General features: G+C 39.2%; 10 protein-coding genes. 6 read left to right on the top strand and 4 right to left on the bottom strand.

Annotated features, from left to right (window positions below):
- The first annotated feature begins 100 nt into the window (after positions 1–100).
- The 6 genes from GGQ60_RS03595 (at position 101) to GGQ60_RS03570 (ending at position 11900) form a co-directional block, all read left to right on the top strand.
- A complete protein-coding gene (locus GGQ60_RS03595; RefSeq protein WP_183760009.1) occupies positions 101–2875 on the top strand; it encodes an outer membrane beta-barrel protein in 2775 nt (924 codons plus the stop codon).
- A gap of 6 nt (positions 2876–2881) precedes the next feature.
- Positions 2882–3643 (top strand): GLPGLI family protein, encoded by a 762-nt coding sequence (locus tag GGQ60_RS03590; protein WP_183760008.1) that lies wholly within the window; start codon positions 2882–2884, stop codon positions 3641–3643.
- Positions 3644–3806: 163 nt separating this feature from the next.
- Positions 3807–5423 carry a CTP synthase gene (gene pyrG / locus GGQ60_RS03585; protein WP_183760007.1) on the top strand — a complete coding sequence of 539 codons (1617 nt, stop codon included), beginning with the start codon at positions 3807–3809 and terminating at the stop codon, positions 5421–5423.
- A gap of 20 nt (positions 5424–5443) precedes the next feature.
- Positions 5444–7243, top strand: a complete 1800-nt coding sequence (gene yidC / locus GGQ60_RS03580; protein ID WP_183760006.1) for a membrane protein insertase YidC — start codon at positions 5444–5446, stop codon at positions 7241–7243.
- Between the two features lie 256 nt (positions 7244–7499).
- Positions 7500–10358 (top strand): S9 family peptidase, encoded by a 2859-nt coding sequence (locus GGQ60_RS03575; RefSeq protein ID WP_183760005.1) that lies wholly within the window; start codon positions 7500–7502, stop codon positions 10356–10358.
- A 261-nt stretch (positions 10359–10619) separates the two neighbouring features.
- On the top strand, positions 10620–11900 hold the full coding sequence (locus GGQ60_RS03570; RefSeq protein ID WP_183760004.1) for a spore maturation protein: 1281 nt from the start codon (positions 10620–10622) through the stop codon (positions 11898–11900).
- A 71-nt stretch (positions 11901–11971) separates the two neighbouring features.
- On the opposite strand, the gene GGQ60_RS03565 is transcribed toward GGQ60_RS03570, so the two are convergent.
- From GGQ60_RS03565 to GGQ60_RS03550, 4 genes are all read right to left on the bottom strand, one after another.
- Entirely contained in the window at positions 11972–12145 is a 174-nt protein-coding gene (locus GGQ60_RS03565) for a hypothetical protein (protein ID WP_183760003.1), read from the bottom strand.
- A gap of 163 nt (positions 12146–12308) precedes the next feature.
- Positions 12309–12749, bottom strand: a complete 441-nt coding sequence (locus GGQ60_RS03560) for a PaaI family thioesterase (protein ID WP_183760002.1) — start codon at positions 12747–12749, stop codon at positions 12309–12311.
- Between the two features lie 302 nt (positions 12750–13051).
- Positions 13052–15457, bottom strand: coding sequence for a TonB-dependent receptor (locus GGQ60_RS03555; RefSeq protein WP_229685082.1), 2406 nt, complete (start codon positions 15455–15457; stop codon positions 13052–13054).
- A 317-nt stretch (positions 15458–15774) separates the two neighbouring features.
- The gene (locus GGQ60_RS03550) at positions 15775–17973 is read right to left on the bottom strand and encodes a beta-glucosidase family protein (RefSeq protein WP_183760000.1); all 2199 of its coding nucleotides are present in this window, start codon (positions 17971–17973) and stop codon (positions 15775–15777) included.
- Between the last annotated feature and the right edge of the window lie 17 nt (positions 17974–17990).

The following is a 17990-nucleotide window of genomic DNA, read 5'->3' as shown; positions in this document are numbered from 1 at the left end:
TCGAATGATAAAATATATTTCAAATATTTTTAATAACTAAAAAAATAGTTGTATTTTCACCACCCATAACCAAACAACTGTTTACCAACGTTTCTCTATAATGCTCAAAAATTTCCTCGCCGTTTTTGTTTTTTCGGCACTGTTCCTCCCTGCCCTCGCCCAAAAAGCCAGTATTAAAGGTATAGTAGTTGATACAGTAGAAAAAACAAACCTTGCCAACAGCTCCATATTGCTCATTAATAACAAAGATTCTATCCTGGTTAAAGATGTCAGGGCAAAAGCCAATGGCGAATTTGAATTGTCGGGTTTGAAAAAAGGCACCTATACGCTGGTGATCACCTACCCTAAAATGGCCGATTATATCCGCGATATCCAGCTTTCTGATTCCAGCCGGTTTAACCTTGGTAAAATCCCGATGGATAGTAAAGCCACACTTTTAAATGAAGTTGTAATTAAAGCGCAAAAACAAGCGATTAGTATGAAAGGCGATACCATAACCTACCAGGCAGATAGTTTTGCGGTAAAGCCACATGCTAACCTGCAGGACCTGTTAAGGCGACTTCCTGGAATAGAGATTGATAAAGATGGTGCAATAAAAGCAGGTGGAAAAGATGTAAATACCTTGTTGGTTGACGGCGAAGAATTTTTTGGTGATGATCCGCTTCTGGCGCAGAAATACCTGAAAGCCAATGCCGTTAGTGAGGTCCAGGTTTACGACAAAAAAACAAAGACAGAAGAACTATCGGGCATTAAGGAAGGCGAATCCAAGGAAAAGGTCATGAATATTAAGCTCAAGGAAAATGCTAAAAATGGTTACTTAAGCACGTTGGATGCCAATAGCGACCTTAAGCACTACAAAAACATGGGTGGCATGGCTGGTATCTATAAAAATAAATTAAAAGCGGCAGTGTTTGGTTCTAACTCCAATACCAATCAGGATTCGAAGGCAAGTGCTGCCATGAGCAAACTTAAAGGCAATGATTATGATATAATCGAAGTTGGCGATGATGGCAGTACGATGATGATCAGTTATGGAAGTCGTGATGAGGATGATTTTTCGCCATCAAACGGACTACCGGATGTAACAGGTTATGGTGCGCATTTCTCTAATAAATGGAACGAAAACAAAGTTGGTTTAAAGCTCAACTATAAAGGCAGTGACAGAAACATATTGGACAGAACAACATCCAAAAACCAGTCGTTACTGCCTGACGGAACAAATTTCTTTAGTGCAAGTAGCGCAAACAGCGAAACCCGAAATACCGGACAGAGTTTAAAAGGAAGTGTTGACATTAAATTAGATTCACTTTCAACTTTGAAAATTTCATTTGCGGGCAGTAAACGTAAAAACAGCAGCCAATATATAAGTACAAATGAAACTAAAAATGATGCAGGGATATTTGTCAATAACAGCGACCAGACTAATGATAGTAATGGAAATAATGACCTGTTTAACGGCAATATTAATTACGCTAAAAAGTTTGTAAAAAAAGGAAGAACACTTTCTATTGATCTGCAACCTGAAACCAAAAGCAGCACCAGTTTGGGCAACAGCTTAAGTGTTACCCATTATTATGACGCCAGTGGTGCAATTAACCGAACCGTTAATCAGGATTTCCTTAACGACAACTCTGGCAGTGAAAGCTCTCTTGGCGCAAGAATAGCATATACTGAACCATTAGGCAAACAATTTTCGCTACAAGCTGCTTATAGTTTTAAAACAGTAAACTCCAATAGCCATAAACTGGTGTTCGATAAATCATTAAACAACAGGCGAATCGATTCGCTGAGCAATAATTTCGATTTTAACAATTTTTCGAATATAGGCAAGGTAGTATTGCAATACAGGGCAAAGAAATTCACCTTATCTGGCGGTGCAGAAGCTACCGAAACAACATTCGAGCTGAATGATTTAGACCGTAACAACAAATTTAACCGCAACTATTTAAACTGGGCACCACAGAGTAATCTCAATTATAAACTCGGTAGAAATACAAGTGCATCCTTAAGCTATAGCGGATATACCCGGCAGCCCAGTTTAGATCAATTACAACCCATCAGGCAAATCAACAATCCACTTTACGAAATTAAAGGTAATCCCAATCTAAAACCATCGTTTAACAACAGTTTCAGCTTTAATTTCAATACCTACCAGCAAAAATCGCAGATGTATGCTTATATATATGGCGGCTACAGCTTTACCAAAAATGCTGTTGTAAGCTCCAGAATGGTTGATGATGTGAACAAAACCACGAGTAGTTATATTAATTTAAACGGCAATAATAACTTTTACGGAGGTGTGAGCTTTAATAAAGGCTTCAGTAAAATTCATTTTAATGCAGGTTTAAATGCCAGTTTCAACCATTCTAACTCAGTTTCTATCCTAAACAATAAGTTAAATGAGAATGTGAACAACAGCATTAATATACGCCCACGTTTTAGCTACTATGACGATAAGGTTCAAATTCAATATAATCCATCAGTTACTTTTTCAAACAGCCGTTCATCAATCGGTTCTATTAATAATGGCAGAAACTTTAGCCACAATCACGAAATTTCGGGTAATATAGAACTTCCTTATAACACTGAATTTAACACCACTATTTCTTTATCCTATCAGCCTGCAAATGCTTCGTTTAGCACACCGGTAAATATCGCATTATGGAACGCCTACCTATCAAAGAAGATGCTTAAAGCACAGGAACTGGAATTAAAAATAGCCATTTCAGATATTCTGGCTCAAAAAATCGGCTACAACCGTTACGTTGGCGGTAATAACATCAGCGAATACACCAACAGTTTTATTCCAAGGTATGTGCTCATCGGAATCACCTATAATTTAACGGGAAATTTTATTAAACAAGACAAAAACTAACAGAAGATGAAACATTTAGGATTAACAATGATGCTGTTTTTTGCAGTTACAATAATAAAGGCGCAAACTGTTTTCATCAAAAGTGCTAAAATAACATTCGAAAAAAAGATCAATCAAAAGCAGCAATTGGCCTCTAACACCTGGATATCAGACGATGCAAGGGATAAAATGAGTAAATACAGGATTTCCAACTGGGATTATAATTTTAACGATAGCACATCCATTTACAAAATCAAACCAAAAGAAACCTTAAACGACAATAATTTCTTCTTTATTGCAGGTGAAAATACGAACGAGCTGTATACTGATTTCAGCAAAAATGCAAGGGTAATAAGAAAACTAATATCGGGTGAAGATTTTATTTTAAAAGATACCATCCCCCATCTCCGTTGGAAAATCATGAACGATGTGCGCCAAATTGCAGGTTATGAGTGCCGTAAAGCCATAACAGTAATAAACGATTCTGTTACTGTGGTGGCTTTTTATACCGACGAGATTTTATTAAAAGGTGGTCCGGAAGGATTTACCGGTTTACCAGGCATGATATTGGGTTTGGCTATACCACGTTATAACACCACCTGGTTTGCTACCAAGGTTGAAGCGAAAAATGTTCCGATCTTAAACATTGCTCCTCCTGCAAAAGGAAAAAGAACGGATACGGAAAAAGATTTCAAAAAAATGCTCGACCTTTACACGCGTTACGATGATAAAAAGAACCCCAGAAAGGTAGAAGATATTAAAAAAGAACTTTATACGCTGATACTTTAAAGCAACATTTTTCCCTAAAACAGTCAATATCAGAGCTATAATTCAATTAAAAAATATTCAAACAAGTAGCTTAAACGAGCGATATTTTTTTGTATCTTTGTATCCCGTACAAAAACAATTAAACAGGTCTAGAAAGCCTGCTTAATTTCACAAATTATCAATCATGACAAAGTATATTTTTGTTACGGGCGGTGTTACTTCCTCTTTGGGTAAGGGCATCATTTCCGCATCTTTAGCTAAACTTTTACAGGCACGTGGCTACCGTGTAACCATTCAAAAATTCGATCCGTACATTAATATCGATCCAGGAACTTTAAACCCCTACGAACATGGCGAATGCTTTGTTACGGAAGACGGTGCTGAAACCGACCTGGATCTTGGTCATTATGAGCGTTTCCTTAACGTTCCAACTTCGCAGGCAAATAACATTACCACCGGCCGTATTTACCAGAACGTAATTAACAAAGAACGTAAAGGCGAATATTTAGGCAAAACGGTACAGGTTGTTCCGCATATTACCGATGAGATTAAGCGCAACATGCGTATTTTAGGTGAAAGCGGTGAATACGATATTGTAATTACTGAACTTGGCGGAACAGTTGGCGATATTGAATCTTTACCGTTTATCGAAGCTGTTCGTCAGTTTAAGTGGGAAGAAGGCAGCACCAATGCCATTGTAATCCACCTAACCCTGGTTCCTTATTTAGCTGCAGCAGGCGAGTTAAAAACCAAGCCAACCCAGCACTCCGTTAAAGCTTTACTGGAATACGGAATACAACCGGATATACTGGTTTGCCGCACCGAGCACCACTTAAGTGCTGACTTAAGAAAAAAAATTGCATTATTCTGTAACGTTAACATCAATGCGGTAATCGAATCGATGGATGCCTCTACTATTTACGATGTGCCATTGCTGATGTTAAAAGAACAACTGGATAAAACTGTTTTATCTAAATTAAAACTGCCTACCAAAAACGATCCGGATATGGAAAGCTGGAAAGATTTCCTTGGCCGTTTAAAAAACCCTACTGCAGAAGTAAGAATTGGCTTGATTGGTAAATATGTAGAGTTGCCGGATGCCTATAAATCGATTATCGAATCTTTTGTACATGCAGGTTCGAAAAACGAATGTAAGGTTAAGGTAGAATACATCCATTCTGAAGGTATTTTCCCTGATAACGTAAAAGAAAAACTTGGTCACCTGCAAGGTGTTTTAGTTGCTCCGGGTTTTGGCAGCCGCGGTATTGAAGGTAAGATTGATGCCATTAAATATGTGCGCGAGAACAATGTTCCTTTCTTTGGAATCTGCCTGGGTATGCAATGTGCTGTGATAGAATTTGGCCGTAATGTTTTGGGCTTAAAGGATGCAAACACAACCGAAATTGAAGAAAATACAGCAAATCCGGTAATCAACATGATGGAGGAGCAGAAAAAAGTAACCAATAAGGGCGGCACCATGCGTTTAGGCTCTTATCCATGCGATATTAAAAAAGGAACTAAAGCTTTTTCTATTTATGGAAAATCGCATATCAATGAGCGTCACCGTCACCGTTACGAATTTAACAACGCTTATTTAAAGCAATATGAAGATGCCGGCATGATTGCCTCGGGTATGAACCCACAGACCAATTTAGTGGAAATTATAGAGCTTAAAAACCATCCTTTTTTCGTTGGCGGACAGTTTCACCCAGAATTAAAATCAACAGTTGCTAATCCTCACCCACTTTTTGTTAAATTTGTCGCCGCTGCAATGGAGTTTGCGAAAAAGAAAACGAATTAAAAGCAGTATAAACATAAATAATGGATAGAAATACCTTTACAGGACTGTTCCTGATCATGATCATTTTGGCAGGATCGTTCTACTTTTTTAGGCCCAGTGAGGCTGAAATTAAAAAAGCCAAAGAAACCGAACGCCTGGATTCTTTGAAAAAAGCCGGTGTAACACCAGCACAAAAAGACACCACTAAAGCCGCTGCAATTGCTAATGCAGCTGTCGATTCTTTAGCCTTAAAAGGCCCTTTTGGTACTGCTTTAACGGGAACTGAAGCCAATACTGTTTTAGAAAATGAAAATTTGCTGATTACCTTAAGTAATAAAGGTGGTAAAATTACTTCGGTTGAAGTTAAAGGCCAGAAAACCTTTGCCGGCAAACCGCTTATTTTATTTGCAGGCAGCGAGAACAAGTTTGGTTTAAATTTAAATGCAGCCGGTAAAGTAATCAATACCAACGATTTATATTTTACATCAACCAAAAGCGGCAACACGGTTACCATGCGTGCCAACTATGGCGCCAATGCTTATGTAGAATATGTTTACGATCTAAAACCGTTGAGCAACAAAGTAGCCTTTAATGTAAATTTAGTTGGTTTACAACAGGTAATTGCCGGTAATACTATCGGCTTAAACTGGGCGACAACCCTATTACAGCAGGAAAAATCGATCGAAAGTGAACACCGCTATTCTGCACCATACTACAAATATTTGGATGGAGATGTTAACCACTTAAGTGTTGCAAAAGATGAGAAAGAAGAGTTATCGAAAGGTAAAATCCAATGGTTTTCTTTTAAACAGCACTTTTTCTCGGCTTCATTAATTTCTAAACAGGCATTCGAAAAAGGAAGCCTGGAAGTTAAAATCCCTACCGCTCCAGGCCAGGTGAAATTTTATGATGCCAATATGCAATTGCCTTATGCGCATACTGCAAACCAGGTATATGAAATGGAATTCTATTTCGGTACCAATAAGTTCTCTGCTTTAAAAGCACAGGGATACGATTTAGAAAAACAGGTAGATTTAGGTTACTGGCCACTAAAATACATTAACCGTTTCATTGTACTGCCTGTATTTAACTTTTTAAACAGCTTTAACTGGAACTACGGTTTGATCATCCTGGTACTAACCATCTTGTTAAAACTTGCTTTATCACCACTTACCTACAAGTCATATTTATCTATGGCTAAAATGAGGGTTTTAAAGCCAGAAATGGACGAAATTAAAGCTAAAGTAGGCGAAGATAACCCAACACTGGTTCAGCAGGAATATTTAAAATTATATAAGAAAGCAGGCGTAAACCCATTGGGAGGATGTTTACCGATGGTATTACAATTGCCTTTGGTTATGGCCTTTTTCTTCTTCTTCCCTAACTTGTTCGAGTTACGCGGAGAGAGTTTCCTTTGGATGAAAGATTTATCAACTTACGATGAATTTATCAGGTTTGGGGTTAAAATTCCGTTCATTGGCGATCACCTGAGCTTAATGTGTGTATTGATGACCGTTTCGACCCTGATCATGACTTATTTCAATAACCAGGTTTCTGGAGCTACCGGTCAGATGAAATACATTGGTTATATCATGCCAATTATTTTCTTAGGGGTATTAAATAGCTATCCGGCCGGATTGAACTATTATTACTTCTTAGCCAACTTAATGACGTTCGGACAGCAGTTCCTGATCCGTAAAATGGTTGATGATGAGAAAATCCATGCTTTAATTCAACAGAATAAAGCCAGACCAGTTGATGAGAAAAAGAAAAAATCTAAATTTCAACAGCGTTTAGATGATTATATGCGTCAGCAACAACAGCAACAAGCTAAAAAATAATTTTGCTTTTAAATGATAGAATCCCCGGTTACTTAACGTGACCGGGGATTTTTAGTTTGGGGGAGCCTGGAGCAAAATAGACAGTCGTCATCTCCTTCGCTCGAAATGACGGCATTGCCGGGCGTATTATATTCTTTAGAAAATCACGGTAAAACGCTTATAATTGTAATATTTGGCATACACGTTTCCTAATAAGCCAAAAAATTCCAATTTTAGGAGATTAAATCTGAACCAGCAAATTACTTAACATTTCAAAATGCAAAAGAGACTAACAATTATTCTGTTTTTCGTTGTCAGCTTTGCCTACGCACAAAAGAAACCATTAAATCACACGGTGTACGACACCTGGGAATCGGTAGGTGCAAAGCAATTATCCAACAATGGCGTTTGGGCTATGTACAGCATCCTGCAGCAAGAAGGCGATGCGCAACTTTACCTTACCAATATCAAAACCAATGCAAAACTGAACATCCCGAGAGGGATGAATGCGCAGTTCAGCAACGATTCTAAATTTGCAGCCTTCACTATCCGTCCTTTGAATAAAGATTTACGTCAGGCTAAAATAAAAAAGAAAAAACCTGATGAATTACCAAAAGACACATTGGGTATTGCCAATCTCGCTACCAATGCTGTTACAAAGGTAGCAAGAGTAAAATCATTTAAGTTTCCTGAAGAAGGCTCGGGGGTTATCGCTTATTTAACCGAAAAACCCGATACGGCAAAAAAAGCAATAAAACCTGCCGAGAAAAAAGATAGCGAATCTGATTTTGCAGACGATGAACCTACTGCCAAAAACAAAACTGAAGAAGGAACCGATCTGGTTGTCAGGAACCTTTTAACCGGAACAGAAAAAACCTATAAGTTCGTTACCGATTATTATTTCAGTAAGGATGGTAAACAACTGGTTTTTGCCTGTAGCGGATCTAAAAAGGATAAAACAGCACCACAAGGTGTATTTTTATTGAATACTGACAAAGGCACCCTTAAAACCCTGATCAAAGGCAAAGGAAGTTTCAAAAACTTTACGTTTGATGAGGAAAGCGAGCACCTGGCTTTTGTAGGTGAACAAAGCCCTGAGAAACAGGAAATAAAAGATTATAACATTTATTATAATTCGCTAACGCTTGATACCGCACAGATTTTAGTTGATTTTGATATGCCTGGCTTACCAACAAAATGGTCGGTTAACGGCGATGGAAAAATCACTTTCAGCAAAGATGGCAAGAAATTATTTTTTGGTATCTCTCCGGTTAAAAAGCCAAAGGATACCACGATTGTTGATTTTGAAGTGGCAAAAGTTGATGTTTGGAATTATAAAGATGACTATTTACAGCCAATGCAGCTTAAAAATGCAGATAGAGACAGCAAAAAAAGCTATTTATCTGTTATAGATGTGTACAGCAGCGATCCCAAAGTAATCCCCCTAACAGATTTAAAACTACCAGATGCCAATCTGATAGCCGAAGGTGATGCCAACTTTGTTTTGGCCTCTACCGACTTTGGCCGCAGGATCGAATCGCAATGGAGCGGTTCTACTACGAAAGATTATTATTTGGTTGATACTAAGAATGGCCAGAAAAAGAAAATCATTGATAATTTAAGCGGTTATGCAATGGCTTCTCCGGGCGGTAACTATGTGTTGTATTTTGATAGAAAAGCGGGCAGCTGGAATACCTACAGCATAGCCACAGGCAAAGTAACCGTACTAACAGCCGGGCTGACAGAAAAATTTGTTGATGAAGAAAATGATGTACCTGATTTGCCTTCTGCTTATGGTTTAGCGACCTGGACTGAGGGCGATAAAGCGGTATTAATTTACGATAAATACGATATCTGGTCGTTCTCTCCTGATGGAAAAACCGCACCAAAAAATATTACTGCAGGCTTTGGAAGGGCCAATAACCTAACTTTCCGTTACGAAAGGCTTCAGCCGGAAAACAGGTTTGAACGCAATGCAGATAGTAAATTTGTAAAATCAAATGAAGTGGTTTGGTTAGATGGTTTTAACAACGTAACCAAAGAAAATGGTTTTTATCGCACCAACGTTGGTTCAGTTAAAGCACCGGAACTGGTGATCATGGCTAAATTTAAATATTCAAACCTGATTAAAGCTAAAGATGCCGATGTTTACATTTATGATAAAGCGAATTATGTAGAATCGCCGAATGTTTACGTTACCACCGATTTTAAAACAGAAACCAAATTAAGCAATACCAATCCTCAACAACAAAATTATAACTGGGGAACTGCAGAGCTGGTAAAATGGACTACTCCAAAGGGTTATAAAGCAGAGGGTATTTTATATAAACCTGAAAATTTCGATCCAAACAAGAAATACCCGATGATAGCGTATTTCTATGAGAAACTTAGCGATGGTTTATATACTTACCAGGCACCTGCTCCTACTCCATCACGTTTAAATATCTCTTATTTTGTCAGTAACGGTTATTTGGTTTTCGCACCGGATATAAGTTATGAAATTGGTCATCCGGGTAAATCTGCAGTTGAGTTTATCAATTCCGGTGTAGAAAATCTGAAGAAAAACAGTTGGGTAGATGGCACTAAAATTGGTATCCAGGGTCAAAGCTGGGGCGGTTACCAGGTGGCTTACCTGATTACCCAAAATAATATGTATGCCGCTGCCTGGGCGGGCGCACCGGTTGCCAATATGACTTCTGCTTATGGTGGTATCCGTTGGGAAAGCGGTGTAAACCGTCAGTTCCAGTATGAAAAAACGCAAAGCCGTATCGGTGCTACGCTTTGGGAAAAACCTGAGTTGTACATTGAAAATTCTCCATTGTTTATGTTCCCGAAAGTAAATACACCAGTTGTAGTAATGGCAAACGATGCTGATGGCGCTGTGCCATGGTACCAGGGCATAGAAATGTTTACCGCCCTGCGCCGTTTAGGCAAACCGGTTTGGATGTTAAACTATAATGGTGAAGCACACAACCTTGTTCAGCGCCAAAACCGCAAGGATATCCAGATTCGCGAGCAGCAGTTCTTCGATTATTATTTAAAAGGTGCAAAAGCGCCCGTTTGGATGACAAGTGGAATACCAGCAACCGAAAAAGGAAAAACCTGGGGCTTTGAGTTAACTGATGAGAAACCTTAGTTAGCTCAGCGCCGGGAGACCGCAGTCTTTAGTCCATAGTTTGATAGTCGGGTACTATTGGCTATGGACTTTTTTGTTACGGGTTTGATAGCCTAACGGTGCATTGTTTTATAGTTCATGACCGATGGCCTTACAATTTGCAGAATATTGTTTAAAAATCCCGGCTATCCAATCCCTGACAATTGACTATTAACCCCAACTCTCTTCTATGAAATTTGGGTTTAAAAAGCTATTTTCACGCATCAAAAAACAAATAAACTAATGGCATTAAGCAGGATATGGTCGGGTTTTATTATCGTAGCTATTGTTGTAGCTTGTATTAAATGCTTTTTCTTCGGGCAAAGCGACATTTTTAACTGGATGGTTATCGGGAAATCTGATGATCCGGCAAATCCACTTAAACTGGACGGGATCATTCAAACCTGTTCCATTGCTGTAAAACTTTGTATCGAGCTGGTGGGTACATTGGCCCTGTTTATGGGTTTTATGTCTATTGCAGAAAAAGCAGGTGGCATTCGTTTATTATCGAGGATTATCAGTCCTTTTTTTTCAAAGCTTTTTCCTGAAGTACCCAAAGGCCACCCTTCTATGGGCCATATGATCATGAACTTTTCGGCAAATTTATTGGGTTTGGATAATGCCGCAACTCCATTTGGAATCAAAGCCATGGAAAGTTTACAGGAATTGAATCCAAATAAAGATGTAGCCAGCAATTCGCAGATTATGTTTTTATGCCTTCATGCCGCGGGTTTATGTTTAATCCCGGTAAGTGTAATTGCCATCCGCTCTACTCAGAATGCGCAGGATCCTACCGATATATTTATTCCCTGTATGATTGTAACCTTTGTAGGTACTATGGCGGCAATGCTGATCGTTTCTTTTAAGCAGAAAATAAATCTTTTGCAACCGGTTATATTAAGCTGGGTTCTGGGCATTTCGGCTGTAATTGCCGCAATTGTATGGTACGTGAGCCGTTTAAATGCAGCAAGTGTAACTTCTTTTTCAGGTCTGCTCAGTGGCGGACTTATTCTACTCATTTTTTTGCTCATCGTTCTTGGCGCACTCTACAAGAAAATAGACATTTTTGATTCTTTTGTTGAAGGCGCTAAAGGCGGATTTGAAACGGCTATTAAAATTATCCCTTATTTAGTTGGGATCTTGGTTGCTGTATGCATGTTAAGAACCAGCGGAACCTTCGATGTGATTATGAATGGGATAAAACAAGCCTTTATTTTTTTAGGCGCAGATACCCGTTTTGTAGATGCACTGCCCACTGCGCTCATCAGGCCATTGAGTGGCGGTGCGGCCAGGGGTATGATGGTAAGTACCATGATTGCCAATGGGCCGGATTCATTTGCGAGCAGGTTATCCGGTGTATTCCAGGGAGCATCTGATACCACATTTTATGTAGTAGCTGTTTATTTCGGTGCTGTTGGCATCAGAAATACGCGTTATGCAATCGGTTCAATGTTATTGGCTGATTTAGTAGGAATAATCACTGCCATCAGCATGGCTTACCTCTTTTGGCCAGGAATAAAATAACTATAAAAAAACTCCATTTGACAAAAACAAATGGAGTTTTTTTTGAGCATTATAATAAATGTATTAATAAATTACGAAACGGGAAGCGAAATCCTATTGATAATTTCGTCAATAGCATCCGGATCAATGGCTGCATTTTTTGAAGCGCACCATTTTTTACTTTTGTTATCCAGCCAGATACAGAAAGAATGGTAACCATCTAAAACAACGGCATAGGTTTCATGAAAATCATCTTGGATACGCATGCAAAATCCTTTAAAAATTTTGCCTCTCACTATAAATTGCAGGGTTGAATAATTTTCTAACATGGCTCATTATATTTTTGGTTAATCTACAACAAATTATAATAGAGAATGTTTCGTTAATTTAAAGGAATTAACAACTAATTCTTAAACACGGCCATAAGGCTTAACCTATGTTTAACATGTTCGAATAGCCTTTAGCTATTAAACGTTTTTTCGAGGGTAAATATATTTCGCACTGAAGATTTAATATCGTCCGCCCTTTTTTAACAATTGAAGTTTCAGCGAGCACTTCATCCCCTTCACTTGCCGGTGCAAAATAATCGATGTAATTATTTACCGTAGTATAGCGTTCATTTAATCCCATGGTAAAAACCGTAGCACCGATCAGATCGTCAATTATTCCTGCGGTTACACCACCATGTAAAATCTGATAGGGATTGGTCATCTCTTTACGGATGGTATACCTACAAACCAAAACACCATATTCTGCCTTTACCAATACGGGGGCCAGCCAGTTCATGAAATTAGATGGCGAATCGGTAATGACCTTGCCAATCGATCGCTTTAAAAAACTGAGGCGCTGTTCGCTTAAAGATGGCTCCATGTAGATGTAAAATGTTAAAATGTAAGATGGATGAGGTAAAAATAGGGAAAATGGTTTATAATGTTAGGGTTTAGGGTTTAGGGTTTAGGGTTTAGGGTTTAGGGTTTAGGGTTTAGGGTTTAGGGATAGAAAGGCAGAGCGTTGAAAGGTTTAATGGATACAAAAAAGAAAATGGAAGATATAAATACCCCCCAATTTCTAAATGAAACAAGAAACATTATGAAATGAGAGATATCTGTTGGTCATTTGTAGTTCCCATTATTCCTACTTTATCTACCATATTCCATCTTACCCGATCCATTTTAAATCGGTACAATTACTTTGAAGCTAAAATTTCTGCCCATATTATAAATTCCAGACCGGCCATTGGGCGATTGGTTGTAATATTCGAAATATTTCAGCCGGTTCAGATTAGATTGATATGCTACATTGAAAATATTATCGGCCTGTAAAAAAATATCGCAAAATGTTTTTCCTTTCCTGGATTTCAAGGTTGAACCAATTCCCCCATTAATCAGTGTATAACCAGGGGTAAAAGTCTCCGTATTATCTAAAGCATAAAACTTATCCTGGTCGCCAAAAAAGGCAGCATCGATTTTGATATAGGGCTGAGCAAAAATACCGATAGGTTTCTGCGCGGTAGCCTTGATCTCTGTCCGTACCTGCAGCGGTGGAATAAAGGGCAGATATTTAGCTTCGCGCCCGTATTTAGTCAATAACTCCTGGTTTTGGTTCAAACCAACAGTATAGGCTAAACTGGTATTAAAATTTAACCACTTTATGGTTACAGGGTGGAGATTAAGAGCAACCTCTGCTCCGTACAGCCTCGCTTTTGATTGCTGGTACTGGTAGGTTAAATTTCCGGGCACAATAACAACAGGATTTCCGTCAGCATCTGTTAAACGCGATTGATAGATATAATTCTGAATGTTGTTGTTAAAGAGTTCCATGCTGATATCAGCATCTTTTAAATAGGCAATAATGCCAATATCTTCCTGCAGGTTAAATTCGGGTTTAAAAGTGCGGTTGCCCAGGTAAACAATGTGTGCACCGGGATCTAAACCATTTGAACCGATTTCGGTAATATTTGGTGCGCGGTACCCCCTGGCAATATTTGCTTTGATCAATAGTTTTTCGGAGAGGTTATAGGTAAAGCCTAAACTTCCGGATAAACCGTAGTAATTTTTGTTAAAAGAAGGAAACTGCAATTCGCCGGTTGCATCGGTAGCACTTACCTGTTTACCGAAACCCGTTTTAACATCGGTACCCACATAAAAATCGTCCCATTTGATATTTCTTCTATCTAATCTTAATCCGCCGGAAATATCAATTTTTCCCATCGATTTTTTTGCAAAATAAAAAGCCCCAACATCAAAAAGATCATAATCAGGAATGGGAAAATCTGTAGCTGCCTTGCTCCTGTTGCCCTGATACATGCCATTTATACCAAGTGTACTTTCGATACCTGCAAAATCGGGCAGGTTATATTTAAAATCGTAATTAAAGGTATTGAGTACCACGTAAAGGCCAGCCTGACCTGGTAATGTAGGATGGTTATATTCCCTCCTTACGCTTTGCTGCCCACCAATTAATATATTCAAGTCGCTTGTACCAAATTTAAACTGGCTGGTATTGTAGAAACGGAAATGCTGAATGTGCTGGTGCAAAGGGTTAATAGCATAACTGTTCAGGTCGCTTTCGGGTACAACAGGTCTATTTTTAATATCGTCGCCATCATCTAACACCTGTCGTGTAAATTTTCTGGATATGGAGTCTCTGCTGCCATCGGGTATCTCCATTAAATTATCATAATAGGTAATAGCCGTTTTAGAAGATCCCCAGGTTTTATCTACCCTTGCACCGGCCGATAAATTATATTCCCTAAAAGCTGTTCCATAAACCAATCCATCAATCTTATTTTTATAATTATGGGCTGTTTTTCCGGTTGCCCTAAACGTATACTTCCAATCGTTTTTATGGTAAGCAAATCCGATTGATGAACCAAACATGCCGTTATTGCTCTGATAGTTTGCGGTAAAATCGCCTTTTAGTTCTCCGTTTCGGATATTAGGCGTATAAGGGATCATGTTAATCACTCCAGCCAGGGCATCGGAGCCGTATGTTAAACTGGCCGGGCCTTTTACTACTTCTGCCCGGGTGATGGCATATTCATCTACTTCTATTCCATGTTCATCGCCCCATTGCTGCCCTTCCTGCCTTAAACCATCATATAGGGTTAATACCCGGTTATACCCTAAACCACGTATAAAAGGTTTGGAAACATTTGGCCCCGTAGTAACGGCAGTAACCCCCGGAACTCCCTTAACAATGGCCTCAATTAAATTGGTATTTACATTCTGATCAATTGATTTCCGTGAAATTACGGCAATGGGCACAGGACTTTTGCGTAATTCGGTGGCCCGGTTAACGCCGGTAATCACAACATCATTCAGATTCGACGAGAGACTTAACAGTTCTGTATTGATAATTGCAGTATCTCTCTGCAAAGTAACTTTGACCCTTTTCGATTGGTAGCCAATACCCGAAAAAACAAGGTCGTAATTTCCTGAAGAAAGGTGATTAAATTGGTAATGACCGGTGCTATCAGACCTGGTAGATCTGTTGAAACCCACAATTTTTACGGTAATATTTTCTACAGGTCCGTTTTGGGAGTTAACCAGACCTTTAAGGCTTAGTTTTTGCGCCATAACGCTTAGCGACATCAAAAAGCAAAAACAGAATAGTAACAGTGATTTCATGAATAAAAATGATTTACCTAAATATAATTTTAGACAAATCTAAATTTATATTTAAATATATCAAATTAAAAATTTAGATAAATAGCGAAATAACTGTAACGGGGAGCGGAGAGCGTAAAAGTGATTTAAGAAAATTTAAACTCGTGTTTCACTAAACAAAAAGGGTAATTTTCCAATTGGAAAATTACCCTTTTTATATCCGAATGGTCTGGCTATGGGACTTCTATACCCTTTCCGGAACCTCATGGGTTGTCAATTTCTGTAGATTATTTAACCGTTATTTTAAGTTTTTGGGAAATATTACCGGATGAATTTCCAAGCTGTAATATGAAATCTCCTGCTTCAACATTCCAATCTTTTCTACTTTCATCATAAAAGGCAAGATCTGATACTTTTACATCCATTTCAACAACTTTTGTTTCCCCTGGTTGCAGGAACACCTTTTCAAAGGCTTTCAGCTCTTTTACCGGACGCGAAACACTGCAAACCGGATCGTTCACATATAACTGGGCAACCTCAGCACCATAGCGCGCTCCCGTGTTTTTAACCGTGAATCTTACCTTGATAACATCCTCCTTACTATAAACGGATTTATTAGTAGAAAGCGTGCCTAAATTAAAACTGGTATAAGAAAGACCGTAACCAAAAGGGTATTGTGGGGCTATTTTTTTAGTGTCAAACCAACGGTACCCTACCAAAATATCTTCCTTGTAATATTGGTTAATACTGTCGCCGGGATAGGAAATTTTACCATAAAAATGTGCAGCATTATCTTCCAGTTTTTTGGAAAACGAAAACGGCAGTTTACCCGAAGGGTTTACTTCGCCTGAAATTACTTCAGCCAATGCATTTCCGGCTTCGGAGCCGAGATACCATCCCTGTATAATAGCCGGTACTTTGTTTATCCATGGCATCGACACGGCATTACCACTGAGCAATACTACAGCCGTGTTTTTATTTACTTTCAACAAAGCATCAATTAATTTATCCTGGCCAAAAGGAAGACTTAAAGACTTTCGATCGCCACCTTCACAATCCTGAAAGTGGTTTTTGTTTAATCCGCCGATAAAAAAAACAACATCAGCTTGCTTGGCTACCTCTACTGCTGCATTAATCAATGAATCGGCATTTAATTTTGAAGGCTCCTCACGCCCATATAATGCAGGCCCCGAGGCATAGCCAAGACTGTAAGTAATGTGATCCTTTCCATATTTAGCGATCAATCCCTCCAATGGTGATTTTTCATAAGCTACCTTAAGTGATGATGAACCGCCACCAACTACGAGGCTCCTGTCGGCATTTTCACCAATAACTGCTATCTTTTTGTATTTACCACTGCCAATTGGAAAAAATTGTTTATCATTTTTTAAAAGCACTATTCCTTCTTCCGCAATTTTACGTGCTGCCTCACTGTGTTCAGGAGAAACAAAACGGCCATAAGGCCTGTTGGCGCTCATGGTGGTACGGAAAATCAAACGTAGTATACGGCGGGCTTTATCGTCAAGTAAAGCGATATCGTATTTGCCTTCTTTAATCCCCTTAAGGAAGGGCTTGGCCAGGTAATAATCAGAATAAGGAAACTTTCCGTTGGTGGTTAACCCATCTGTGTAAGTACCCATTTCGAGGTCTAACCCGTTTTTAACCGCCTGATCTGTGCTGTGCACCCCTCCCCAATCGCTAATTACCACCCCATCGAATTTCCAGTCGTTTTTCAGGATCTTATTCAACAGCAGGTCGTTATGACAACAATGCTCCCCTCTAAACTGATTATAGGCACCCATAATGGACCATACTTTTGCTTCCTGTACTGCGGCCTTAAATGCCGGCAGGTAAATTTCGTATAAAGCACGGTCACTAAGATCAACATTGATATGTCCGCGCCACTCTTCCTGGTTATTCAGGGCAAAATGTTTAACGCAGGCTGCCACGCCAATGGATTGTACACCCTGGATATAAGGTACCACCATGTGCGAACTGAGGTAGGGATCTTCGCCCATGTATTCAAAGTTTCTTCCGTTTAACGGAGTGCGGTAAATATTTACTCCCGGCCCCAACAATACCGTTTTATTGCGGTAACGGGCTTCCTCGCCAATAGACTTACCATAAAGCAAAGATAATTTAGGGTTAAAGGAGGCTGCCAGGCAGGTAAGTGCCGGAAACGCGGTACAGGAATCGTTCGTCCAGTTGGCACCACCCCATTCATCCCATAAAACTTCCTCACGGATTCCATGAGGTCCATCGTCCGTCCAAACTTCAGGTATGCCCAAGCGGGGCACACCTTTTGAACTGAATTTTGATTGAGCATAACAAAGAGACACTTTCTCTTCGGTAGTCATCAGTGAGAGCGCATTTTCAACCCGCTTTTCCAACGGCTGACTCAGATCGAGATAAACCGGCTGTTTTTGCTGTGCGCCAGCCCATAAAGAGGCGCACAGCACTGTTACCGTTAATACAATTGATTTCATTAATTGTGTGTATGTGT

The sequence above is a fragment of the Pedobacter zeae genome (assembly GCF_014196715.1).
Classification (GTDB): Bacteria; Bacteroidota; Bacteroidia; order Sphingobacteriales; family Sphingobacteriaceae; genus Pedobacter; species Pedobacter zeae.
The sequence above is the reverse complement of the archived record's forward strand: the minus strand, read 5'-3'. Positions and strand labels throughout refer to the sequence as shown.